This window comes from Stenotrophomonas sp. GSD10 (assembly GCF_056172695.1).
Genome location: NZ_JAOCMC010000002.1, coordinates 2,858,611 through 2,883,067, shown reverse-complemented (window position 1 = coordinate 2,883,067; position 24,457 = coordinate 2,858,611). Strand labels below are relative to the sequence as shown.

The 24,457-nt window shown below is 66.2% G+C and carries 17 protein-coding genes and 1 pseudogene; 8 read left to right on the top strand and 10 right to left on the bottom strand.

From position 1 onward, the window contains the following. Positions 1–24 precede the first annotated feature (24 nt). From N4G47_RS13665 to N4G47_RS13640, 6 genes are all read left to right on the top strand, one after another. Positions 25–1,269, top strand: a complete 1,245-nt coding sequence (locus N4G47_RS13665) for a DUF418 domain-containing protein (protein WP_475287788.1) — start codon at positions 25–27, stop codon at positions 1,267–1,269. 3 nt (positions 1,270–1,272) lie between these two features. Continuing rightward, a complete protein-coding gene (locus tag N4G47_RS13660) occupies positions 1,273–2,523 on the top strand; it encodes an NAD(P)/FAD-dependent oxidoreductase (RefSeq protein ID WP_475287786.1) in 1,251 nt (416 codons plus the stop codon). Continuing rightward, on the top strand, positions 2,520–3,878 hold the full coding sequence (gene gorA / locus N4G47_RS13655; protein WP_475287784.1) for a glutathione-disulfide reductase: 1,359 nt from the start codon (positions 2,520–2,522) through the stop codon (positions 3,876–3,878). Before N4G47_RS13660 ends, gorA begins: the two co-directional genes overlap by 4 nt. Before the next feature lie 212 nt (positions 3,879–4,090). Next, positions 4,091–5,011: a DMT family transporter gene (locus tag N4G47_RS13650; protein WP_475287782.1), complete on the top strand. Its 921-nt coding sequence runs from the start codon at positions 4,091–4,093 to the stop codon at positions 5,009–5,011. Continuing rightward, a complete protein-coding gene (locus N4G47_RS13645; protein WP_249844968.1) occupies positions 5,008–5,346 on the top strand; it encodes an MGMT family protein in 339 nt (112 codons plus the stop codon). The genes N4G47_RS13650 and N4G47_RS13645 overlap by 4 nt, the downstream gene beginning before the upstream one ends. 93 nt (positions 5,347–5,439) lie before the next feature. Then, a complete protein-coding gene (locus tag N4G47_RS13640; protein WP_008267505.1) occupies positions 5,440–6,114 on the top strand; it encodes a rhomboid family intramembrane serine protease in 675 nt (224 codons plus the stop codon). Positions 6,115–6,164: 50 nt separating this feature from the next. Here the strand turns inward: N4G47_RS13640 and N4G47_RS13635 are convergent, their stop codons facing one another. The 7 genes and pseudogenes from N4G47_RS13635 to N4G47_RS13605 form a co-directional block, all read right to left on the bottom strand. Continuing rightward, positions 6,165–7,748, bottom strand: coding sequence for a phytoene desaturase family protein (locus N4G47_RS13635; protein WP_475287779.1), 1,584 nt, complete (start codon positions 7,746–7,748; stop codon positions 6,165–6,167). 30 nt (positions 7,749–7,778) lie between these two features. Beyond that, a complete protein-coding gene (locus N4G47_RS13630; protein ID WP_475287778.1) occupies positions 7,779–8,318 on the bottom strand; it encodes a VOC family protein in 540 nt (179 codons plus the stop codon). Positions 8,319–8,440: 122 nt separating this feature from the next. Further along, positions 8,441–10,450 carry a M13 family metallopeptidase gene (locus tag N4G47_RS13625; protein WP_475287775.1) on the bottom strand — a complete coding sequence of 670 codons (2,010 nt, stop codon included), beginning with the start codon at positions 10,448–10,450 and terminating at the stop codon, positions 8,441–8,443. Positions 10,451–10,671: 221 nt separating this feature from the next. Next, positions 10,672–12,774, bottom strand: a complete 2,103-nt coding sequence (locus N4G47_RS13620; protein ID WP_475287773.1) for a M13 family metallopeptidase — start codon at positions 12,772–12,774, stop codon at positions 10,672–10,674. A 173-nt stretch (positions 12,775–12,947) separates the two neighbouring features. Beyond that, positions 12,948–14,975 carry an alpha/beta hydrolase family protein gene (locus tag N4G47_RS13615; protein WP_475287771.1) on the bottom strand — a complete coding sequence of 676 codons (2,028 nt, stop codon included), beginning with the start codon at positions 14,973–14,975 and terminating at the stop codon, positions 12,948–12,950. Positions 14,976–15,069: 94 nt separating this feature from the next. Beyond that, positions 15,070–18,045 carry a TonB-dependent receptor plug domain-containing protein gene (locus tag N4G47_RS13610; RefSeq protein ID WP_249843308.1) on the bottom strand — a complete coding sequence of 992 codons (2,976 nt, stop codon included), beginning with the start codon at positions 18,043–18,045 and terminating at the stop codon, positions 15,070–15,072. A 384-nt stretch (positions 18,046–18,429) separates the two neighbouring features. Continuing rightward, a pseudogene (locus N4G47_RS13605) lies at positions 18,430–21,218 on the bottom strand (TonB-dependent receptor domain-containing protein). A 213-nt stretch (positions 21,219–21,431) separates the two neighbouring features. Between N4G47_RS13605 and apbC the strand changes: the two are divergent. Together apbC and dcd are read left to right on the top strand one after the other, a co-directional pair. Further along, positions 21,432–22,286, top strand: coding sequence for an iron-sulfur cluster carrier protein ApbC (gene apbC / locus N4G47_RS13600; protein ID WP_006381643.1), 855 nt, complete (start codon positions 21,432–21,434; stop codon positions 22,284–22,286). A gap of 78 nt (positions 22,287–22,364) precedes the next feature. After that, positions 22,365–22,937 carry a dCTP deaminase gene (dcd, locus tag N4G47_RS13595; RefSeq protein ID WP_012511735.1) on the top strand — a complete coding sequence of 191 codons (573 nt, stop codon included), beginning with the start codon at positions 22,365–22,367 and terminating at the stop codon, positions 22,935–22,937. Positions 22,938–23,030: 93 nt separating this feature from the next. Here dcd and N4G47_RS13590 read toward each other — a convergent pair whose 3' ends face one another. From N4G47_RS13590 to N4G47_RS13580, 3 genes are read right to left on the bottom strand one after another with little or no spacing between them, the layout of a single operon-like run. After that, the gene (locus tag N4G47_RS13590) at positions 23,031–23,198 is read right to left on the bottom strand and encodes a LiaI-LiaF-like domain-containing protein (protein ID WP_181358735.1); all 168 of its coding nucleotides are present in this window, start codon (positions 23,196–23,198) and stop codon (positions 23,031–23,033) included. 15 nt (positions 23,199–23,213) lie between these two features. Further along, on the bottom strand, positions 23,214–23,636 hold the full coding sequence (locus N4G47_RS13585; RefSeq protein ID WP_057495924.1) for an HIT domain-containing protein: 423 nt from the start codon (positions 23,634–23,636) through the stop codon (positions 23,214–23,216). Further along, entirely contained in the window at positions 23,633–24,304 is a 672-nt protein-coding gene (locus tag N4G47_RS13580) for a dienelactone hydrolase family protein (RefSeq protein ID WP_475287766.1), read from the bottom strand. Before N4G47_RS13580 ends, N4G47_RS13585 begins: the two co-directional genes overlap by 4 nt. Between the last annotated feature and the right edge of the window lie 153 nt (positions 24,305–24,457).

Sequence of the window (24,457 nt, the reverse complement as noted above, 5' to 3'; positions counted from 1 at the left end):
CATGGCGCATGGGCCGGCGGCATAATGGCGGACCTGCCCGACGGACGCCCCGTGAACGCCGCTTCTCCTTCCCTGCAACCGCTGGCTTCCAGCGAACGCATCGCGGTGCTGGATGTGCTGCGCGGTGCCGCGCTGCTGGGCATCCTGCTGATGAACATCGAGGCCTTCAGCGGACCGCTGGACCTGGCCTTCACCGGTATCGACACGCACTGGCAGGGCCTGGACTACTGGGCCGATGCGTTCGTCTATGTGTTCGTGCAGGGCAAGTTCTTCACCCTGTTCTCGCTGCTGTTCGGCGCTGGCTTCGCGGTGATGGCGCAGCGCGCCGAGGTGGCCGGGCGTGCATTCACCCCGTTCTACCTGCGCCGCAGTGCCGGCCTGCTGCTGATCGGCCTGTGCCATGCGTTGCTGGTCTGGTCCGGCGACATCCTGGTGCTGTACGCGCTGGTCTCGCTGCCGCTGCTGGCCTGCCGCGAGGCGCCGCGCAGCTGGCTGCCGTGGATGGGCGTGATCGTCTATCTGGGCGGCGTGGCGATGATGCTGCTGGTCGGGGCGATGGTCTCGATGGCGCCGGTGGAGGACCTGCAGAAGATGCTCGCCGACGCGCAGCAGGAGATCGCCCAGCAGCGCCTGGTGTACGGGCAGGGCAGCTGGATGCAGGCCAACGCGCAGCGCCTGGGCGAGTTCGGATCGTCGATGGGGGCGCTGCTGATTACCGGCCCGGAAGTGCTGGGCATGTTCCTGATCGGCAGCTGGTTTGCCGGCAGCGGCGCACTGGCCACGCCGGAGCGCTTCGTGCGGTTGTACGCAGTGTTGCGCTGGGTGGCGCTGCCGCTCGGTCTGGTGATCACGCTGCTGGGGGTTGTCTGGAAGCCGTATCTGGCACCGGGTGCCTATGACCTGCCGGTCACCGCCGCGATGGCCCTGGTGACGGTGGGCGGTCTGCCGATGTGTCTGGGCTACCTGGCCTGGATCGTGCACTGGCGCGCGCGGCTGGCGTGGCTGGCGCCGGTGGGACGCATGGCGTTGACCCACTACCTGGGCCAGTCGCTGCTGTGCACCTGGCTGTTCTATCACTACGGCCTGGGCGCGTTCGGGCAGATGCCGCGCAGCGTGCAGCTGTTGTTCGCGCTGGCGCTGTTTGCGGTGCAGGTGGGCATTTCGCACGCCTGGCTGCGGCGCTTCCGTTTCGGCCCGATGGAATGGCTGTGGCGCGCGATGACGTACCGGCAATGGCCGCCGATGCAGCGCGGAGCCGGGCAGGGCTGATCGATGCAGGGCGCGCGCGAGGATGTGATCGTGGTGGGCGCCGGTGCCATCGGCCTGGCCACTGCGCTCGCGCTGCGCGCCCAGGGCCGGCAGGTGCGGGTGATCGACCGTGGACGCATCGGCGGCGCGACCTCGCATGGCAACTGCGGCACCATCACGCCCAGTCATGCGCCACCGCTGGCGGCCCCTGGTGTACCGCTGCGTGCGCTGCGCTGGATGCTCGACCCGCGCGCACCGCTGTATGTGCGCACGCGGCTGGATCCAACACTGTGGCGCTGGTTGCTGCAGTTCGGTGCGCGCTGCAACGCGCGGGACTGGCTGCAGTCCACGCGGGCACGCGGCGCACTGTTGAATGATTCGCGGATGCGCCTGGCGCAGTGGGTGAAGGCGCATGCGCTGGACTGCGAATTCGAGGCACGCGGACTGGACTACGTGTTCGGTGATGCGCGCAACTTCGACCAGTACGCGGCCGAGTGCGAGGCATTGAACGCGCAGGGCATTGCCACCCGCAGCATCGGTGGCGCCGACTACGCGCGTGACAACCCGGCCTTCCATGATCGGCTTGCCGGTGCGATCCACTTCCCCGGTGATGCACAGCTGCGACCGGACCGCTACACCGCCGAACTGGCACGCGTGCTGCGCGCGCAGGGCGTGGTGATTGACGAACAGCAGGACGTGCACGGTTTCAGCGACGATGCGCACGGTGTACGCGTGCAGGCCGGTGGCCAGCACCTGTCGGCGCGCGAGCTGGTGCTGGCCACCGGGCCGTGGTCGCGCCACTGGGCGCGGCAGCTGGATCTGCGCGTGCCGATCCAGCCTGGCAAGGGCTATTCGCTGACCTGGTCGCGACCGTCACAGGTGCCGCAGCGCCCGGTGGTCCTGAAGGACCATTCCGTGTTCGTGATTGCCTGGCGCGACGCGCTGCGGCTGGGCGGCACCATGGAATTCGCCGGTGCCGATCCGCAGCTGCGCACGACCCGCCTGCGTGCCCTGCAGCAGGCTGCCGATCATTACCTGCGTGCGCCGCGCGGTGCGCAGCTGCAGGAACAGTGGTGCGGTTGGCGTCCCATGAGCGTGGACGACGTGCCGTTGATCGGCCGCGCGCCCGCACATCCTCACGTCTGGCTTGCAGCCGGGCATGGCATGCTCGGCATCAGCATGAGCGCCGGCACCGGCCAATTGATTGCCGATCTGGTCTGCGGCCGCACACCCGCGATCGATCCCGCCCCTTACCGACCCGAGCGATTCCGATGAGCACTGCACCCTATGATTACGACCTGATCGTCCTTGGCGGCGGCTCCGCCGGCCTGGCCGGTGCGATCCGCGCCGCGCAGCATGGCAAGCGCGTGGCGATGCTGGAGCCCGGCGAGCTGGGCGGTACCTGTGTCAATGTTGGCTGCGTGCCGAAGAAGGCGATGTGGCTGGCGGCCGACCTGCACGAGCGCATCGGCCTGGCCAATGCGATGGGCTTCGATGTCGAGGCACGCCCGTCGCTGTCGTGGAAGGAACTGGTGATCCATCGCCAGGCCTACATCAGCAACATCCACACCAGCTATCACAAGCGCCTGGATGAAACCGGCGTGGTGCGCATCCCGGCACGCGGCCATCTGCTCGACGCGCACACCGTGGCCTGCAGCGATGGCGTGCGTTACAGCGCCGAACACATCCTGATCGCCACCGGCGCGCACCCGCTGCGCCCGGACATTCCCGGCGCGGAACTGGGCCTGGTCTCCGATGATTTCTTCGATCTGCGCGTGGCACCGGCCGAGGTTGCAATCATTGGTGGCGGTTACATCGCGGTAGAGCTGGCTGGCCTGCTGCAGGCACTGGGCAGCAAGGTGAGCCTGCTGGTGCGCGGCCAGCGGCTGCTGGAGCGCTTCGACTACGAACTGACCGATCAGTTGGCCGAGAACCTGAAGCAGCAGGGCGTTCGCATCCATTTCGACTACCGCCTGCGCGAACTGCGGCGCGACGGCGAACGCGTGCGTGCGTTCGGCAGTGACGGCCCGCTCGACAACGCATTCGATGCGGTGTTCTTCGCCACCGGTCGCCGCGGCAACAGTCGTGACCTGGGCCTGGAAGCACTCGGTATCGGCATCGGCGAGCACCGGCAGGTGGAAGTGGACGAATGGCAGACCACGAGCGTGCCGAGCGTTCATGCGGTCGGCGACATCGCCGGCAAGGTCGGCCTGACCCCAGTGGCGGTGGCCGCATCGCGGCGCCTGATGGATCGCCTGTTCGGTGGTCGCCCGCAATCGAAGATGGATTACGAGAACGTGGCCAGTGTGGTGTTCTCGCACCCGCCGCTGGGCGCGGTGGGCATGAGCGAGGAAGAGGCGCGTGCGCGCTTCGAGCAGGTGAGCGTGTACCACAGCCGCTTCCGCCCAATGCTGCAGGCGCTGGCCAACGGTACCCAGCGCAGCCTGTTCAAGATGGTCTGTGCCGGCCCGGAAGAGCGGGTGGTGGGCATCCATCTGCTCGGCGAGGCGGCGGACGAGATCCTGCAGGGCTTCGCGGTGGCGGTGAAAATGGGCGCGACCAAGGCCCAGTTCGACGACACCGTGGCGATCCACCCGACCTCGGCCGAGGAAGTGGTGCTGATGCGCTGACCGGCGGTGGTAGCGTCGAGCGTGCTCGACGGATGCGCTGCGGTTGTAGAGTCGAGCTTGCTCGACTGCCTTCACAGCGCAGTCGAGCAAGCTCGACTCTACAGAAGGCGGCAGTCGAGCAAGCTCGACTCTACGGGCACCTGTCGCCCCCATGCGACAATGGGCGCCCCCACGCCTTCCCTGGCCGCCCCGTGCGGCCTGCCGCTGTCCTGATGTCCAGCCCCGTTTCCCGTATCGCCACCGCCTCCCCACGCATCGCGCTGGGCGGCATCGGCCTGGCCGCGATCGGCGCCATTGCCGCTTCCGGCAAGGCGATCATCGTCAAGCTCGGACTGCGCCACGGCGTGGATGCCACCACGCTGCTCGCCCTGCGCATGCTGATGGCGCTGCCCTTGTTCGTGTTGATGGCCTTGTGGGCCGCGCGCCGGGCCACGCCGCTGTCCTGGGCCGACCGCGCCCGCGTGCTGTGGCTGGGCTTCACCGGCTACTACTTGTCCAGCCTGCTCGACTTCCAGGGCCTGCAGTACATCAGCGTGACCCTGGAGCGGTTGATCCTGTACCTGAACCCGACCCTGGTGCTGCTGATCAACGTGCTGCTGGCACGGCAGCGGCCGGGGCGCTGGCAGATCGGTGCGCTGGTGCTGAGCTACCTGGGCGTGCTGCTGGCCTTCGGCCACGATCTGCAGCGCGAGGGCGGGCAGATCATCGTCGGCAGCCTGCTGGTGCTGGGCAGTGCGCTCAGCTACGCGCTGTACCTGTTTGGTAGTGGGCAGGTGGTGGCGCGCATCGGTGCGGTGCGGCTGACCGCCTATGCCAGCTGTGTGGCCAGCGTGCTGGTGCTGCTGCATTTCGCGGTGACCCATCCACTGCCGTTGCTGTGGCAGGCACCGGCAGCGGTGCAGTGGCTGTCGCTGGTCAACGCCACCGTGTGCACGGTGCTGCCGGTGCTGGCGATCATGCTGGCGGTGCAGCGCGTGGGTTCGTCGCTGGCCGCGCAGGTCGGTATGCTGGGCCCTGTTTCCACCATCGTGATGAGCCTATGGCTGCTCGACGAACCGATGGGGCCGGCGCAGATCGCCGGCACCGTGCTGGTGCTGATCGGCGTACTGCTGGTGACCCGCCTGCGGCGCTGACGCCGGAGCAGGCGCGTGCACGCATCCTGGCGGTGATCCGCGCGATTCCGCCGGGGCAGGTGCTGGGCTATGGCCAGGTGGCGATGCGTGCCGGCCTGCCCGGGCGGGCGCGGTTGACCGCGCGCATCCTCGGCCAGAACGACGACCCGGACCTGCCCTGGCACCGTGTGCTGCGCTCGGATGGGCGCATCGCGATGGCGGAGGGATCGGCCGGCTGGCGCGAGCAGTCACAGCGGTTGCGTGCCGAGGGCGTGGTGGTGGAGAATGGCCGGGTGCGAATGGCGGCGACCGATCCGGCCGCTGCGCTGGATGCCGCGGTGTGGGGCCCCGGCTGAGCGTGGCGGGCGACTGAACAGGCCGCGCCTGCCGGTCGCCAACAAGACGCAGTGCTGCGGCTATGATGGAGGCCGTTCCATGCCGGTGCTCCCATGTTCCCGCGACTGCCAACCGTCACCAAGGCCCTGTTGATCGCCAACGCGATCCTGTTCCTGCTGCAGCAGCCGTTCCTGCTCGGCATGCAGACCTTCGAGCCGTTCATGCTGCAACCGCTGCAGCAGGGCTTCGATGCGTTCTCGCCGGGCGGCAACTTCCAGCCGTGGCAGCTGCTGACCTATGGCTTCCTGCATGGCAGCTTCGGCCACCTGTTCTTCAACATGCTGGCGGTCTTCATGTTCGGCGCGCCGCTGGAGCAGACCTGGGGCGAGAAGCGCTTCCTGCTGTACTACCTGGTGTGCGTGGCCGGTGCCGGCGTCTGCCAGCTGCTGGTCGGTACCCTGCTGGAGAATCCGGCCACGGTGCTGGGTGCTTCCGGCGGCGTGTTCGGCCTGCTGCTGGCCTACGGCATGCTGTTCCCGAACCAGCGGGTGATGCTGCTGTTCCCGCCGATTCCGATGAAGGCACGGACCTTCGTGATCCTGTTCGGTGTGGGCGAACTGGTGCTGGGCATGACCGGCTGGCAGCCAGGCGTGGCCCACTTCGCGCATCTGGGCGGCATGCTGTTCGGCTGGCTGCTGATCCGCTACTGGCGCGGGCAACCGCCGTTCAACAAGCGCCGCCCGCCGGGCCCACCGAATCGCCCGAACCATCTGCGCAGCGTCAAATGATCCGAAGGATCATTTGACGCCGTAGGTACCGACCGTTGGTCGGCACGCCTTCACAGATCCCGCAACACCACCTGCGCGGCATTGTGCCCCGGTGCACCGGTAACGCCACCGCCGGGATGGGTGCCCGAACCGCACAGATACAGGCCGGGCAGGGCACCACGGTAGCCGGCCTGGCCGACCATCGGCCGTGCCGAGAACAGCTGGTTGGCACTGAGCGCGCCGTGGAAGATGTCGCCGCCGATCAGGCCGAAGGTGCGTTCCAGATCCAGTGGTGACAACACCTGGCGGCCCAGCACGCTGTCGGCGAAGCCGGGTGCATGACGTTCGACGGTGGCGATCATCAGGTCGGCCACGCTGTCCTTGTGGTCATCCCAGTGCCGACCCTCGGAAAGGACCGGCGCCACGTGCTGGCAGAACAGGCTGGCCACATGCTGCCCGGGCGGCGCCAACGAATCATCCAGCGTACTGGGGATCAACATCTCCACGATGGGCTCGCGCGACCAGCCGTCGCGGCGTGCGTCCAGCCAGGCGCGGTCCATGTAGTCCAGGCTGGGGGCCAGGATGATGCCGGCACTGAGATGTTCGCCCGAGCCGGGCAGGGCGCGGAAGTCCGGCAGCCGCGACAGCGCCACGTTCATCCGGAACGTGCCGGAGCCGCAGCGCCAGTGCGTCATCCGCTCGCGGGTTGCTTGCGGTACCTGCGCCGGTTCCAGCAGCTGTTCGTACAGCAGTTTCGGGTTGACGTTGGCGATCACCGCGTGTGCGCGGAGCGTTTCGCCGTTGCCCAGTTCCACGCCGACCGCGCGGCCCTGCTCGACATGCACTCGCCGCACATCGGCATCCACGCGCAGTTCGGCACCGGCCTGGCGTGCAGCGGCTGCGATGGCCTGGCTGATCGCGCCCATGCCACCGATCGCGTGGCCCCACGCGCCTTTCACGCCATTGCACTGGCCGAACACATGATGCAGCAGCACGTAGGCACTGCCCGGCGAGTAGGGGCTGGCGTAGTTGCCGACGATGCCATCGAAGCCGAACAAGGCCTTGATCGGCTCGCTTTCAAACCAGCGGTCCAGGTACTCGGCCGCCGACAGCGTGAACAGGTCCAGCAGTTCCTGGCGCAGTGAAGCATCCAGCGCCGACAATTCGCGTCCGAGCTTTCCCATCTGCCACAGTGCGGGCAGCGCGCGCCAACCACCCGCCATGCCCAGATCCGGTGGCGCGCGCAGGGCCCACGCACGCAGCACGTCGGCGAAGACCTCCAGCCGCGCCTCGTAGGCGGGCAGCACCTGTGCATCGCGTTGGGAGAATTTGGCCACCTCGGCCTGGGTACGGCCCGGCGCCGACAACAGGTAGCGGCCATCGGGCAATGGCAGAAAGTTGTTGGCCGGCCGCGCAACGATGCGCAGCCCATGCGCATGCAGCTGCAGATCGTCGATCACCTTCGGCTGCAGCAGCGACACCGTGTACGAGGCCACCGAATTGCGGAAGCCGGGATGGAACTCCTCGGTGACCGCCGCCCCGCCGAGCACGCTGCGCCGTTCCAGCACCAGCACCTGCTTCCCGGCCTTCGCCAGATAGGCCGCGCAGACCAGCCCGTTGTGACCGCCACCGATGATGATCGCATCCCAGGACATCTGCACCTCGCAAAAAGGGGACGGAGGGGATCAAGTCGCATTCTGCATCGATGCGCCGGGGATGGGGAGAAACGACTTAATTCCCTCCGTCCCCTTTTTTATTGCCGCTTCGAGGGTCGCGATGTCGATCTTCTTCATCGGCATCATCGCGTTGAAGGCGCGCTTGGCCAGCGCCTTGTCCTTGCTGGTCACCGCTTCGATCAGCATGCGTGGGCTGATCTGCCAGGAAATGCCCCAGCGGTCCTTGCACCAGCCGCACTGGCTCTCCTGGCCGCCGTTGCCGACGATGGCATTCCACAGGCGGTCGGTCTCGGCCTGGTCTTCGGTCTGGATCTGGAAGGAGAAGGCTTCGCTGTGCTTGAACGCAGTGCCGCCATTGAGGCCGACGCAGGGAATGCCGCAGACGCTGAACTCAACGGTCAGTACGTTGCCTTCCTTGCCGTCCGGGTAATCACCGGGGGCGTGGTGCACGGCCGTCACCGCGCTGTCGGGCAGGATGCTGGCATAGAAGGTAGCGGCCTCGAGTGCGCCGCTGTCGTACCAGATGCAGATCGTGTTCTTGTGTGCCATGTCGGGGCTCCACGATGGACGAGGCCGCAGCGATAACATGCCCGGTGTTAACCCGGGATCGTGCTGCACCCGCAAAAAAGGGCGCCCGAAGGCGCCCTTTGCTGTGCTGCGTCAGCCCTGGCTCAGCGCCAGACCTTGATCTGCTCGGCCTCGCTGCGCTGCATCGGCTGGCCGGCCTTGCAGCTGAAGGTGGCCCCGAACGCGGGCAGGTTGGCCAGCGTGCCGTTGCTGCGCCACACGCCCGGTGCACGGATGTCGGCGGTCAGGCGGCGCACAGCTTCGTTCGGCGACAGCTGCTGTGCCCACAGCGCCGACCAGGCACGGAAGAAGCCCTGCTGCTGTGCCTGCTTGGCCTTCGGTTCCTGCGCGGTATACGCGGCCCAGGCCAGTTCCAGGCCGGCGATGTCGGCCAGGTTCTCTTCCTGGGTCAGCGTGCCGTTGACCTTGGCACCCTTCACGCCGGGGAATTCGTAGGCGCCGTACTGGGCGGCCACGCGGTTGCCGAGCAGGGTCCAGGCGGTCTTGTCGGCCGGGGTCCACCAGCTGCGCAGTTCACCCTTGGCATCCACCAGCGCGCCCTTGGCGTCGATCGCGCGGGTCAGCTCATGGCCGACCAGGCCACCGAAGCTGCCGAACTTGTCGGCCGCGTCGGCCTTGGCGTTGAACACCGGACCCTGCAGGATCGCAGCGGTGACGATCAGGCGGTTCTGCGCCAGGTCATAGGCCAGCGACGGCTGCTGCGGCAGCACGTCCCAGCGGCGGTCGGCATTGCCCTTGCCGATGCGGCGCATCTCCTCACGGTGGCGCCAGGTCGATGCGATCAGCATGTTGCCGCCGAACGAGCCGCGGCCCATCGGCTGCACCGTGTAGTCGAGGTCACGCAGCGGCGTACCGATCTCGATCTTCAGCGCGGCCAGCTTGGCCTGCGCTTCGGTCTTGGCCTCGGCGCTCATCCAGCTGCTGTTCTTGACCGCCTCGATCTGCACCTCGCGCACCTTGTCGACGATCCATGCCGCCTGGCGACGGTCTTCGGCCGACAGGTAACGCGCGGCATACTCGCGGCCGACCATCGGGCCGGCGGCTACGTTGATCGCGTCCAGCACGTCTTCCCAGCGCTGCGGCGGCAGCGTTTCGCCGCGCAGCACGCGGCCGCGGAATTCGAACTCGGCGTCGCGGTAGGCCTTGGACAGATACGGCGCCATCGAGTCACCCACGCGCCAGCGCAGGTAGGCCTTCCACTGGTCCGGCTTGAGCTTGGTGACCATGCCGTCAAGCTGCTTGAACAGGCCCGGGTCGGCCAGCGAGACCAGGTCGTCGTCCACGCCCTGCGCCTTCAGGAACGCATCCAGCTGCAGGTTGCGGTAGCGGCTGTTGAGCTCCTTGGTGGAGATCGGCGCGTAGTTGTTGAACGGATTGTTGATGCCGGCCAGCGACTGCGCATTGCGCGCCAGTTCGGTTTCCAGCGCGATCACTGCCTGCGATTCGGCATCCAGCTTGGCAGCCGGGGTGCCGGTCAGCGCCAGGATCTGCTTGACGTAGTTGCGGTAGCGGCCCATCAACGCCACGGTATCGGCGTCGGTACGGGTGTAGAACGCCGGATCGGGCAGGCCCATGCCGCCCTGCATGAAGTAACCGATGTGGCGGTCCAATGCCTTCAGGTCCACGTCCGGACCGAAGTTGAAGGCCACCGGAATGCCGACCTGGTGCAGCGCGGCGATCGAGGCCGGAACATCCTTGGCCTTCTTGATGGCGTTGATGCGGGTCAACAGCGGTGCGATCGGATTGGAGCCGTCGGCTTCGACCGCAGCCTCGTCCAGGCCGCTGGCCCAGAAATCGCCCAGCAGCTTCTGCACGTTGCCCTGCGGCGCCTTCATCGAGGCGTCCAGCAGTTCACGCTGCTGTTGGCGGCTGCGCTCGACCAGCTGGCCCAGCGCGGTGGTGGCACCGACCTGCGGCGCCGGGTTGGCCTTGAGCCAGCCCGCATTGGTGGCCGCATAGAAATCGCTGCACTGGGCGCTGACGGCCGGGGCACGCGCGGCCTTCTTCTTGGCGGCGGCGAACGCATCATGGCTCGGGACCAGGGTCGCCAGGCTGATGCCCAGGGCGATGGCAAGCGGACGGAAGTTGGGCATGTAGAACGAATCCGTGATGGATTGAGGGCGCGCGCACTATAGCAAGCCGGGCATGGACGCGGCATGCACGCATCACGCTGCTCTCACCGACCAAGGCCGGCAGCTACCGGAGAGCGACGGGATCAGTAGATCCACGCCATGCGTGGATGGCGGTTCGGCAATAAAACAAAGGCCCGGGAATCCCCGGGCCTTTGCAGGTCTGCCGCAGCGTCAGCCGGGGCTTACCAGATCACCACCTGCTGATCGCCAGCACGGACCATCGGCGCACCGGCCTTGCACTGGAACGCTGCGGCGAAAGTCGGCAGGTTCGACGGCGCACCCATGGCGCGGAACTGCGCCGGGGCGTGCGGGTCGGTGGCCAGGCGCACCTTGGCGTTTTCCGGCGTGTACTTGGTACGCCACACGGTGGCCCAGTTGAAGAAGAAGCGCTGGTCGCGGGTGAAGCCGTCAACCTTGGCGTCTTCCTTGCCGGCGCTGGCCTTCTGCAGGGCGTCGTAGGCGGTGGCCAGGCCACCCAGGTCGGCGATGTTCTCGCCCAGGGTCAGGTGGCCGTTCACCGCCTGGCCGTCAACCTTGTACTGGTCGAACTGCTTGACCAGCTTGCCGGTCAGGCCTTCGAAGTTCTTCTTGTCGGCCGGGCTCCACCAGTCTTCCAGGTTGCCGGTCGGCCCGAAGCGCGCGCCCTGGTCGTCGTAACCGTGGGTCATCTCGTGGCCGATCACCGCACCGATGCCGCCGTAGTTCAGCGCGTCGTCGGCCTTCGGGTCGAAGAACGGCGGCTGCAGGATGGCGGCCGGGAACACGATCTCGTTCTGCAGCGGGTTGTAGTAGGCGTTGACCGTCTGCGGGGTCATGCCCCACTCGGTCTTGTCCACCGGCTTGCCGATCTTGGACAGGTTGAACTTGTAGTTGAACTCGTTGGCCGCGCGCACGTTGCCCAGGAAGCTGTCGCGCTGGGTCTGCAGGCCCGACCAGTCACGCCACTTGTCCGGGTAGCCGATCTTGGGGGTGAAGGTTTCCCACTTGGCGATGGCCTTGGCCTTGGTTTCCTCGCTCATCCAGCTCAGGCCCTGGATGCGTTCCTTCAGCGATGCGGCCAGGTTCTTCACCAGCTCTTCCATCTTCGCCTTGGCTTCCGGCGAGAAGGCCACCTTCACATACAGCTGGCCGAAGGCTTCGCCGGCATCGTTCTCGATGGTGCCCAGCACGCGCTTCCAGCGCGGCTTCTGTTCCTTCTGGCCGTTGAGGGTCTTGCCGTAGAACTCGTAGTTCTCCTGCACGAAGGCATCGGCCAGGTACGGCGAGGCGCTGTCCACGGTGTGGAAGCGCAGGTAGGCGCGCCACACCGACGGATCGGTGTCGCCCAGCGCCTTGCTCACTTCTTCATGGAAGGCCGGCATGGCCAGCGAGAACTTCTCCGGCGCGGCCACGCCCTGCGACTTGAAGAACTCGGTCCAGCTGAAGTTCGGGGTCAGCTTGTCGGCGTCGGCCAGAGTGACCGGGTTGTAGAACAGCTCGACGTTGCGCGACAGCTCCACGCGCGACTTCGATGCCTTGGCCAGGCGGGTCTCGAACTTGACCACGTCCTCGGCCTGCTTGGCCGCATCGGCGGCAGCGACGCCGGACAGTTCCAGCACCTTGGCCACGTGCGCCTGGTAGGCCTTCAGCTTGTCGGCGTTCTTGGCGTCGGTGTAATAGGTGGTGTCCGGCAGGCCCAGGCCACCCTGGCTGGCGTAGGCCAGGTTCACGGCCGAGTTCTTGAAGTCGGCTTCAGCGCCGAAGCCGAACAGGACGTTGTCACCCTTGGCGGCGCTGCTGCGCAGGTAGTTGGCAATGGCCGCCTTGTCCTGCAGGCCGTCGATCGCGCTCAGGTCGGCCTTCAGCGGCTCGATGCCCTGGGCATTGATCTTGGCTTCGTCCATGCCGGTGGCCCACAGGTCGCCGACGATCTTCTCGATGTGGTTCGGGTTCTTCACCTGTGCGACCTGTTCGGCCAACTGGTGCTGCACGGCCACCGAACGCTCGTCGAGGATGGTGAACGCGCCCCAGCTGGTGCGGTCGCCCGGAATCTCATTGGCGGCCAGCCACTTGCTGTTGACGTAGTCGCCGAAGGCGGTGCAGGCGTCCTTGGTGGTATCCAGGTCGCTGGGCTGGAAGGCGTTGTAGGCCGGCAGCTTGCTCTCATCCAGCTTGTAAACGGTGGCTTCGGCGGTGGCCGGGGCGGGGGCCGCGGCATCCTTGGCCGGGGTTTCGTTCTTGCCGCAGCCGGCCAGCACGGCCGACACGGCCAGGCTGAGCAGGACGATCTTGGGAGTGCGCGTCATCACTATTGTTGGCCTCCAGGCCGAGTGAGTCAGGAAAGAGCCGCAGGTACGGCCGTGGGCCGAACGATACGCCGCCGGCCTGCGCTGCAAGGGTGTCGAAGGTCATGCCCGGGCGCAAGGGCCAGAACGTGCAAGGGCGCCCGGCGGGCGCCCCTGCTGTGGGCCGGTAACGCTTACAGGCCGCCGCCGCCGCAGCCCTTGCCCAGGTAGTCGTCGATCAGCTGCAACTGGTCGGCCATGATCCGGCGCGTCCAGGCCGGCCCGTGGGCATAGTCGGCGATGGCGTGGAACTCGACCGGCTGGCCGGAACCCTTCGCCTTGTTCACGAACCACTCCGACTGTTCGATCGGCACCGTGCGGTCGCGATCGCCGTGGTAGACCATCAACGGGATCTTCATCTCGCCGGCCTTGTCCACCGGGTTCAGGCCGGCCACGGTGGGGGCCTGGGCCTGGCGGAAGAACGGATTGGTATAGAAGCGCGACCAGATCTTCTTGATGTCCGAGACGCCGGCACCGGCAATGGCACATTTGTACAGGCCGTTGGGGCGCACCGAGGCAGCAAACGCCGAGTAGCCGCCATAGGAGAAGCCGAACATGGCGATGTGGCCGGGGCGGGCGATCTTCTGGTCGATCATCCACTGTGCGCCGTCGTCCTTGTCATCCTGCATTTTCTGGCCCCACTCGGCGTCACCGGCCATCCACAGCTTGCGGCCCCAGTCGGCCGAGCCGCGGAACTGCGGACGCAGCACCGCCATGCAGCGCGATGCCATCAGCGGGACCCACATCGAGCCGTCGAAGTCCATGCCATCGCGCGCCCATGGCCCGCCGTGGGGATGCACGACCGCCTTCCAGGGGCCGGCGCCGCACAGTTCGGTGCTGGGCGTGGTGAGGAATGCGGGAATATCCAGCCCGTCGCGTGCCTTGTAATAGACCAGGCGGGTCTGGCCCAGTGCGGCAGGCTGGATCTGCGGGTAGGTCTTGGCCAGCAGGGTCAGCTTGCCGTTGTGCAGCAGGTGGTATTCGGGCGGATTGGACGGCCCGGAGGTCGCGACCAGCACGTTGGCAAGGTCCGCGGTGTAGTCGAGGATGCGCAGGCTCACGCCGGTATCGTAGTTGGCGGTGAAGCGCTGGCCGTTGGCGGTGTCGACCATCGCCAGCGGTTCCTGGGTGATGCCCAGCGCCTGGCGCAGGCCCTGGTCCAGCGCCTTCATGCGCGGCGAGGTCCACTGCATGTCGTCACCGCGTGGACCGGCGTAGCCGATACCCATGATCTCGCCGAACGGCACCGCACCGTTGCGGAAACGGTTGATCAGCATCGAACCGGCATTGAACAGCTTGTGCTCGAACAGCACTTCCTTCTGCTTGCGCGCGCTGATGTCGTACTCGTACACGATCGCCTTGTCGCGGCCGACATTGCTGAGCACGAAGGCGATGTTCGGGTCATCGGCAAAGCCGATCACCTGGTTGACGTCGCGGTTCTTCACGTAGGAGCGGAAGTGCTCCTCCCAGGTGCCCGTGGCGGGCGAGCGGAATTCGGTGGCGACGTAGGCACCGGTGCCGTCGACATCCTGGCGCAGGCGTGCGCGCAGCTCGCTGTCGAGGTCGGTGATGTAGCCGGCCACGCGTTCTTCGGTCTTCTGGATGCGCTGGGAGGTGAAGTTGCGCAGGTCGACCTTGTAGACGTCACCGGAGCTGCTGCCACTGCCGTTGACCACCAGGATGTGGTCCGGATCGTTGGGCAGGGTGTCCAGTACCGTGGCGTTGGCCAGGGCCTGCTCGAGTTCCTCGCTGCGGCTGCTGGCACGCGGCGGGGTGATCGGCTCCTTCCACTGCTTGCCTTCGATGTCGGTGATGAAGAACTTGCTGACGAAGGTCTTGGTCACCCGGTCTGCGCGCAGGTCGTAGGGCTGCCACAGCACCACTGCCAGCTGGCCGTTCTTGATGAACGACACGCTCTGGAACTTCATGCGGTTGGCGCCGATCACCGTTGGCGGCTTGTCCAGCGCGTCGGTGCGCCACACCACGATCACGCGCTCTTCGCCATTGGCGCGCAGACCGGCGATGTGCTGGCCATCGGGCGACAGCGACAGGCTGGAGATGGCGGGGAAGGCGGCCATCTGCTCGATGGTGGGCGCTTCGGGCTTGGCGTGCAGGTACGGGGAAACGCTGGCCAGGGCCGCCAGCAACAGGGTTCGCTTCATTGCAACCTCGGAATGCAGTGGCACCTGCCTGCGGAAAAGGCAGTGCCGGAAATGGAACCGCCGCCCCGAAGGGCGGCGGTTGCAGGGAGCAGGATCAGAACGAACGCGTGATGTTCAGGAAGTAGCTGCGACCGAAGTAGTCGAAGCCGCTGTACAGCAGCGCGTTGCCGACGGTGCTGTAGATGCCCTGGGAGATGGTCGGCGGCTTGCGGTCGGCGAAGTTGCGCACGCCACCGGTGACCGACCACTTGTCCGCTTCATACTTCACCGAGATGGCCTGCAGGAAGTAGTTCGGGGTGTACAGCTTGTACGCCGAGGTGGCCGGATCGAAGTCACCCGGGTTGCGCTCCTCGTAGTACGCGTAGCTGTCCATCTTGTCGATCCAGTCCAGGCCGTAACGCACCTGCCAGTTCTTCCACTTGTAGCTCAGGTCCAGCGAGGCGGTGTTTTCCGGACGCGACAGCATGCCGTTGTAGTCCACCAGCGGATCGTCGGAGAAGACCTTGCTGGCCTGTTCCAGGTAGTGGGTGAACTGCAGCGTGGTGCGCAGGGTGCCCGGGCCGATTTCGCGGACATAGCGGGTGGTGAAGTCCAGGCCGCGGACCTTGTCGGTGGACAGGTTGATGAAGCCGTTGGTCACCACCAGCTGGTTGTTGACCGGGTTGCGCGCCACCAGGCGGCACAGGCCCGAACCGGAGGCGAAGTCGGCACTGCCGCTGTCGTAGCAGCGCGACAGGATGTTCGCACCGCCCGCGCTGTCGACGCCGTTCTTCACTTCGATGTCGAAGTAGTCGGCGGCGAAGGACAGGTCACCGAAACCACTGCCGAATTCCGGCTGGATCACCACGCCCAGGGTCTTGGCCTTGGAGGTTTCGGCTTCCAGGCCGGCCTCGGCACCACCCTGGGTAACCACGGTCACGCCCTGGGTGGCCAGGTAGTCCGGCGCCAGGCCCAGCGATGCGCAGTTCTGGTAGCGCGGCGAGCTCGGGTTGCGATCACCGTATTCGTTGCAGGGGTCGGCGCTGCTGCTCAGGAAGCCGGTGGTGCCGCCCAGGAACTGTTCGAACAGGGCCGGTGCGCGGTAGGAGGTGCCGTACGACGCACGGAACGACAGCCACTTCACCGGGGTCCACAGCGCGCCGATCTTGTAGGTCTCATCCGAGCCGTAGGACTTGTAGTCGGTGTAGCGGCCGGACAGGTTGACCGTCAGTTCCTCGGCAGCGGTGACGCCGGACAGCAGCGGCAGTTCCAGTTCGCCGTAGGCTTCAAGCACCGAGTCCGAACCGCGGGTCGGGGTGGCGTTGGTCAGGTTGTACAGGTCGGCATTGATCGAGTACGGCGACGGGGTGTCGTCGATGCGTGCCTTGCGGTACTCGACGCCGAACGCGCCGCCGGCCGAGCCGTAGGGCATGTCGAACAGCGGACCGTTGACGTTGAAGTTGACCGTGGTTTCCTTGTACAGCGTGTTGCCGGTGACCGGCACGAACACCCAGTCCTTCCAGTCCTGCGGCAGCTTGCCGCCGATGGTGTTGGTGTTCAGCGCCGGCGCGGCGATGCAGCCGTTGGAAGCGTCGCGGCAGACATAGCCACCGGCGCCGTTGGAGACCACGTCCAGGCTCTGGCGCAGGCGGCTGGTCAGGAAGCTTTCGAAGGTGTAGTCGGCGTCGCTGCGGGCGTGCATGACGTTGAAGTCATAGTTCCACTCCGAGCTCAGGTGACCACGCAGGCCGGCATTGAAGCGCAGGAAGTCGACGTTCTGCTTGTTGGTGTCGTTGCCGAAGCCGATGAACGCACGCACGCCCAGGTTCTTGCCGCTGGTCTGGTCGGTCGGGGCGCCGGCCACGCTGTCACGCAGGTTGGCCGGGATCAGCGGGCTGCCCACGGCGTAGTCCAGGGTCAGCTGGCGGTAGCCGGTCTGGGTCGACTTGCGCTTGTTGCCCAGGAACTCGTAGTACAGCTCGGCATCACCCAGTGCATTGAGGTCGAAGCCGCCCTGGAAGTACAGGGTATGGGTCTTGGTCGGCGAGATCAGCGACTCGTTGCGCATGGCCGGGTCGAAGGTGTCGCGGGTGTTCAGGTCCACGCCTTCGTAGCCGACCAGGCCGGTGGTGATCGCCGCGTTCGGGCGCCAGCGGTTGAAGCGGGTGCCGGCGCCGCCCGGGGCCGCCACACCGGTACGGGTGTTGGTGCCGATGGTGTTCAGGGTGGTGCCGCCGGCATCGAGCGACCAGCACTTGGGCTTGCCGGTCAGCGGATCGATGAAGTCACCGCTGCCCCAGGAGTCGCCGGCCTCGATGTCACGGTACATGTCGGTCGGGCAGCCGCCGGCCCAGCTGCGGTCGGCCAGGGTCAGTTCGTTGCGGGTGTAGTACTCGTACGAACCGGAGAAGTGCGAACGCTCGCCGGTGGAGCCGAACATGATCGAGTAACGGCGCTCTTCACCGCCGCCACCGTCGGTGGCGTTGTGCTGCGCTTCGAAGGTGACACCGTCGACCTTGGTCTTGGTGATGATGTTGATCACGCCTGCCACGGCGTCGGAGCCGTAGATGGACGAGGCGCCGTCCTTCAGGATCTCGACGCGGTCGACGATCGAATTCGGCAGCACGTTCAGGTCGGTCGAGCCGACCGAGCCGCGGGTACCGGCCGGCGATACGCGGCGGCCGTTGAGCAGGATCAGGGTGCGGGTCGGACCGAGGCCGCGCAGGCCCAGGGTATTGGCGCCCGGGCCGCCGTCGGTGACGTAGCCGCCGTAGGCGTTGTTGATCTGTGCCGCACCGGCGGTGACCGCCGTGCTCTGCAGGGCGGCGGTGGTCGAGTTGAAGCCGGCCAGGGTGGTCTCTTCACGGGTGACGACCTGCACCGGCGAAACCGAGTTGAACACGTCGCGGCTGATGCGCGAACCGGTGACGGTCACCGTGTCCAGGTTGGTGGCCTTCGACTTGGGCGCTTCCTCGGTCTGCGTCGTGCTGGAGGCGTCCTGTGCGATCGCCGGGGCGGCTGCGGCGAGCAGCACGGCAGAGGCGAGGGCGAAGCTCAGCGGATGCTTGCTGAGCGACTTGCGATTGATCATCTGAAATCCCCTTGAATCGAATGATTGCGTCGTACACCGGGACTGGTCCTTGTCGACGTCTCCGTGTGCCCCTTGCCCGGTGTCGGCAGCGTGCCGCCGCCCGGCGCTGGTACCGGCTTCACGTGCCGATGATCCGAGATTAACACGACATTAACCAAGGCTGTCAAACGTTCATCATGCAGTCATGGAGCTGTGCGTCACGCGCCGTCCTGACTGCGACAAAGCACGTCGATTTCTGCATATCTCATTGATCTGTTTTGAATTGTTCCGGGCGTGATCGAAGGTGTCTGGATTCTGAACAAGCGGGTTCGGCCAGATCGCAGGCAAAAAAGGCCCCGCCGAAGCGGGGCCTGGCCCGGACACGAAGTCCGGAAAACGACGGGATCAGAAGTCGTACTTGACCTGGGCCGAGATCTGGCGGCCGTACACGCTGTAGAAGCCGCTGTTGAACGGGGTCGATTCGTTGCCCGGGTAGTTGTAGCGCTGGCCCTCGGGCAGCTTGTTGAACACGTTGTTGACCATCAGCGACAGGGTCAGATCATCCTGCGCCTGGTAGTTCAGGCTCATGTTGTAGGTGGTGTACGAGCCCCACTTGCCGGCCTTGGCGCCGGAGGAGTGGACGTAGTCATAGCTGCGGCCGGTGTAGGCCAGGTAGTTCGGGGTGCTGCCGACGTAGTTGGCGTACACGGTGGTGGTGAACCTGGAGATCGCCCAGGCCACCGACACGTCGCCGCGGACCTTGGCGAAGTTGTCGTAGTACCACATGTTGTACGGATCGCTCAGCAGGTCCAGCTTCTTGGCGCCGGGCAGCGGCTCCACTTCACGCTTGAGCATGTTGGTGTAGTTGCCCGAGAACATCAGCGAGCCGAAGCGGCCGATGTCCTGCTGGTACTTGGCACCGACGGTCACCGCCTGCAGGTTCTGGCTGGCGACGTTGAGCTTGGGCGTGTACACGCGGGTGAGGTTGCCGGCGGCGTCACGGCTCACCCAGTCGGTCACGTTCTGGCAGCTGGCCGAGGTGTTGTTCGGCAGGCCATTGCGGCACTGGTACTCGGCCAGCAGCAGCTGGTCGGTGCTCAGGGTCTTGACCTCGTTCTTGATCTTCCAGTTGTAGTAGTCCACCGACAGCGAGAAGTTGCTCACCGGGGCCCACACCACGCCTGCGCTCCACACGTCGGCGGTGATCGGCTTCAGGTCCGGGTTGCCGGACTTTTCGCTGTACACCGAGGTGGTCTTGTAGAACGAGCAGGCGTCGTCATGCAGCGCGTAGTTCAGCTGGCTGCAGCGGTAGTAGTCGTTCTGGCCGGAGGCGAACGAACCGCTCATGCCCTGGAAGGCATCGGACAGGGTCGGCGCGCGGAACGCGGTGCCGTACTTGCCGCGCAGCAGCAGGCTTTCGATCGGACGGTATTCCAGGCCCAGGCTGTAGGTGGCCTTGTCCACGGTCTTGTCGGCGATCTTGAAGGCGTCATAGCGGCCCGAGGCGCTGATGGTCAGCGATTCGAACACCGGCATGCGCAGTTCGCTGGTCACCGCGTAGTTGCTGCGGTGGCCGGCACCGGCCACGGCGCTCGCGCCCCAGGCGTTGCCATCGATGAAGGCCTGGTCCGGCGAGTAGTCCCAGCCTTCACTGCCGCCTTCCAGCACCACGGCCAGGCCGGCGTCGCCGCCCGGCAGCGAGAACAGCGAACCGTTGGTCACCTGCACGCGGCCCAGGTTCTGCCAGGTCTTGCTGCGGTGGGTGCCGTAGCCGGTGAAGCTGGCGAACTGGTCCGGGGTGATCGGCGAGTAGAACGCGGCGTAGTTCGGGTTGTAGATGCCGAAACCATCGGCGGTGGTGCCCAGGCGCGGGCCCAGCACGGTGTCGCCGAAGAAGCCTTCGATCTTGTCCTTCCAGCGTGCGAAGCGGTTCTGGTCCAGGCGGTATTCGCCACGGGTGAAGCTGGCGCTGTAATCCCAGTCGCCGACCATGCCCTTGCCACCCAGGGTGACCTGGTAGGAACGGCTTTCATCGGAATTGAGGATGTTGTTGTAGTGGCCCGGGCCGATTTCTTCCGGTGCGAAGGCGCGCTGCAGGTTCACCACCTTGCCCAGGCCCTGGTCGTAGAAGCCGCCCATCACCGACTTGGTACCCCACCACAGGGCGCTGGAGCCGGTGGTGAATTCGGTTTTTCCTTGCTGTACAGCACGTCGGCGAACAGCTGGAAGTTGTCGTTCACGTCGAAGGTCATCGACGAGTAGAACTGGCCACTGTTCTTGCCGTTCTTCAGGGTCTTGTAGCCGGCGCTGTACACCGAACCGCACGATTCGCCCGAAGCACGCTTGCCGACGGTGGTGGTGCCGTCATACAGGCCGGCCACGTTGGCGCAGCGGCTGGGGTCCATCATCAGCAGCTTGTTGTCGGCGTTGGTGATGACGGCGAAGTCGTTCGACGGCACCTGTGCGGTGTAGCCGACCGGGTTGTTCTGCTTGGTGATGTCACGCTGGTAGCCCCAGATCGGGCTGCCGTTTTCGATCTGCACGTTGACCAGCGCGTGGAAGCGGTCGTCGAACGCGTTGAAGCCCTTGGCGGCGCTGAAGCGGATGTTGCCACCACCACCTTCGGTGTAGGTGCCGCCACGGACGGTCATCGTGCCGCCGTCCATGCGCTCCTTCAGGATGATGTTGACCACGCCGGCGATCGCGTCCGAGCCGTACAGCGAGGACTGGCCGCCCGGCAGCACTTCGATGCGCTCGACGATGTCGATCGGAATGCCGCTGATGTTGTTGAACGACTCGCTGCCGTTGTACAGCGCCGGATACGAAAGCATCGGGCGGCCGTTGATCAGGTACTTGGTGTAGCCCGGGTTCAGGCCGAACATGCCGGCCGCTTCGGCGCCCTGGGTGAAGGCGCCCGAGGTCTGGCCGCCCTGCAGGCCGCCGGTGGTCAGCGAGGACTGCTGCAGCACTTCAGCAACACTGCTGAAGCCGCGGGTCTGGATGTCTTCGGCGGTGATGGACATCACCGGGGTCTGGGTTTCAACCTGGGTCTGCGGAATCAGCGAACCGGTGACGGTGATCTTGTCCAGGTTGGTCGCCTTGTCCTGGGCCATGGCCGGTGCGGCGGCCATCAGGGCGGAAATCAGGGCGACGGAGAGCGTACTGCGACGTGCGGTATTGCTGAAGTGTTTCATGTAGTTCCAATAAGAGCAAAAACAAAAACGGCACTGCGCATACGCCGTCGCGCGGGCTGGACAACCAGCCCCGAGGCCTGGAAACAGTGCGCGGCGAACGTAACATGAACTTAACAATCCGTGGACGAATCTGTCGCAATCCTGAATTTCAGTCAGGTTGCATCCAGCTTGTATGATGCGGGGTTACTCCTTCCGATCCCGCCGGTGCCCGTTGTGAACAGTTCTCCCCGCCGTCCCCATGCCAGCCAGGTCCAGAAGGGACTGACGCCGCATGCCCGCATCCGCAACGTCATCGCGGTGGGCTCGGGCAAGGGCGGCGTCGGCAAATCCACCACGGCGGTCAATCTGGCCGTGGCGCTGCAGCAGCTGGGGGCCCGCGTCGGCGTGCTCGACGCCGATATCTACGGCCCCAGCGTGCCGGCCATGCTGGGCCTGTCCGGCCGCCCGGAAAGCCCGGACAACAAGAGCATCGAGCCGCTGCGTGCATTCGGCGTGGACACCATGTCCATCGGCTACCTGATCGAGGAAGACACGCCGATGATCTGGCGCGGCCCGATGGCCACCTCGGCGATGACCCAGCTGTTCAACGACACCCTGTGGGACGACCTGGATTTCCTGCTGATCGACCTGCCGCCGGGTACCGGTGACATCCAGCTGACCCTGACCCAGAAGATTCCGCTGGCCGGGGCGGTGATCGTCACCACGCCGCAGGACATCGCCACGCTGGATGCGAAGAAGGCGTTGAAGATGTTCGAGAAGGTCGAGGTGCCGGTGCTGGGTATCGTCGAGAACATGGCGGTACACACCTGCAGCAGCTGCGGCCATGTTGAACACCTGTTCGGCGAGGGCGGCGGCGAGCGCATGGCCGCCCAGTACGGCGTGCCGCTGCTGGGTTCGCTGCCGCTGCAGATCGGCATCCGCGAACAGGGCGACGCTGGCACCCCGATCACCGTGGCCCAGCCGGATTCGGCACCGGCCCAGGCCTACCGCCATGCCGCGCAGCGCCTGATCGAGGAAGTCGGCAAGCGCCCGCGGGCCTCGATCCCGATCCTGTCGTCGCTGCTGTAAGTGCCCGGGCAGGGGCCGCCGGCAGGCGCCGGCCCCCTGCTAGAATCCTCGCGCCCCCTCGTACCCCCAGGACAAAGCATGAGCATCAAGAGTGACCGTTGGATCCGCCGCATGTCCGAACAGCACGGCATGATCGAGCCGTTCGAGGCCGGGCAGGTCAAGCAGGCCAACGGCGAGCGCATCGTCAGCTACGGCACCTCCAGCTACGGCTACGACGTGCGCTGCTCGCGCGAGTTCAAGGTGTTCACCAACATCAACTCCACCATCGTCGATCCCAAGCACTTCGATCCGGGCAGCTTCGTCGATATCGTCGGCGACGAATGCATCATCCCGCCGAACAGTTTCGCGCTGGCGCGTACCGTCGAGTACTTCCGCATTCCGCGCGATACCCTGGTGGTGTGCCTGGGCAAGAGCACCTACGCGCGCTGCGGCATCATCGTCAACGTGACGCCGCTGGAGCCGGAGTGGGAAGGCCACGTCACGCTGGAATTCAGCAACACCACGCCGTTGCCGGCGCGCATCTACGCCAACGAAGGCGTGGCGCAGATGCTGTTCTTCCAGGCCGCTGCCGATGACGTCTGCGAGACCTCCTACCGTGACCGCGGTGGCAAGTACCAGGGCCAGACCGGGGTCACCCTGCCGCGGACCTGAGCGGTTGCGCCGGGCCATGCTCGGCTTGCTGGCAGGGCAGCCGAGCATGGCTCGGCTCTACATGAACGAAGGCGGCGCAATGCGCCGCCTTCCTTATTTGCCGCGACCGAACAGCATCGCGATGCCGACACCCACCAGGGCCACCGGCCACCAGGTCATCAGCAGCCGGGACAGGTTCAGGTGCGTCCAGCCCAGATTGCTGGCGAGCATGAACAGTCCGATCAGGATCAGCAGGATGGCGGCAACGAGATTGAATCGCATCGGGTCGGCAAGGGCTCAGGACTGGGCCTGATATCCTAGCCGTTCCTTCCAGTAGGCGACATGCTGGTCCAGTGCGGCCGGCTCGTAGCGGTGCGCCGGGCCGCTGCCCCAGACCGGGCCCGGCCACGCCGGATCACCGTCATGGCGGCCGATCACATGGAAATGCAGCTGGCGCACGATGTTGCCCAGCGCCCCGATGTTGATCTTTTCCACCCCGTCGGCGCCCTTCAGGGCCTTGCAGGCGCGGTTGAGCTCGGTGCGCAGCTTGTCCTGCTGCTCGCCGTCCAGCTCGATCCACTCGGTCACCCCCGCCAGGCGCGGTACCAGCACCAGCCAGGGGAATCGTTCGTCGTTCATCAGCCGCACTTGCGACAACGGTCCTTCGGCCACCAGCACGCTATCGGTGGCCAGGCGTGAATCGAGTTCGAATTCGCTCATCCAAGATGCTCCGAGAAGAAGTCCAGGGTGCGTTGCAGCGCCAGGGCGGCGCTGTCTGGATCATACGCATGTCCGACCTCCCGGTTGAAGGCATGGTCGGCCGGATAGACGTAGGTGGCCATCTGCGGCAGCTTCTCGCGGTGGGCCTGGACGGCTTCCGGCGGGATGCTGCGGTCCTGGGCACCGAAGTGGAAGATCACCGGGGCCTTGGGCGTTTCGTCGAGGAACTGCACGTTGCGCGCACCGTAGTAGCTGACCGACGGCAGCCCCAGGCGCACTGCGGACAGCATCGCCACCGTGCCACCCCAGCAGTAGCCGACGGTGCCGACCTTGCCGTAGGGGGCCAGCCGCGTGGCTGCCGCGCGGACCACTTCCAGTGCCTTCTCCATGCCCAGCGCTGCCACCCGTTCCAGGCCCTGTTTCACGCCGTCGGCATCATAGGGCAGGGCGTCCGGATCGGCATCGGCGCCATCGACCAGGTCGAAGAACGAGGGGGCGAGCACCGCGTAGCCTTCGGCAGCGAAACGCTCGGCCACGCCGCGGATATGCGGGTTGGCGCCGAAGATTTCCTGCACCACCACCAGGCCGCCGCGCGGGGTGCCCTCCGGCAGGGCCTGCCAGGCCCGCACCGGGCCATGGTGCGTATCCAGGGTGATCCACTCGGCCATCGTCATCTACCTCAGTTGCAGGGGACAGGGCTGCATTGTCGGTGGTGCGCGGGTTAGCGCGGCGTCAGCGGCTGTGCAGCATCGGGCGGCTGGCGATTCAGGGCGCGGCCCCAACCCCGGTATACTGGCGCCCTTTCAGGCCCCGGCCCCCAG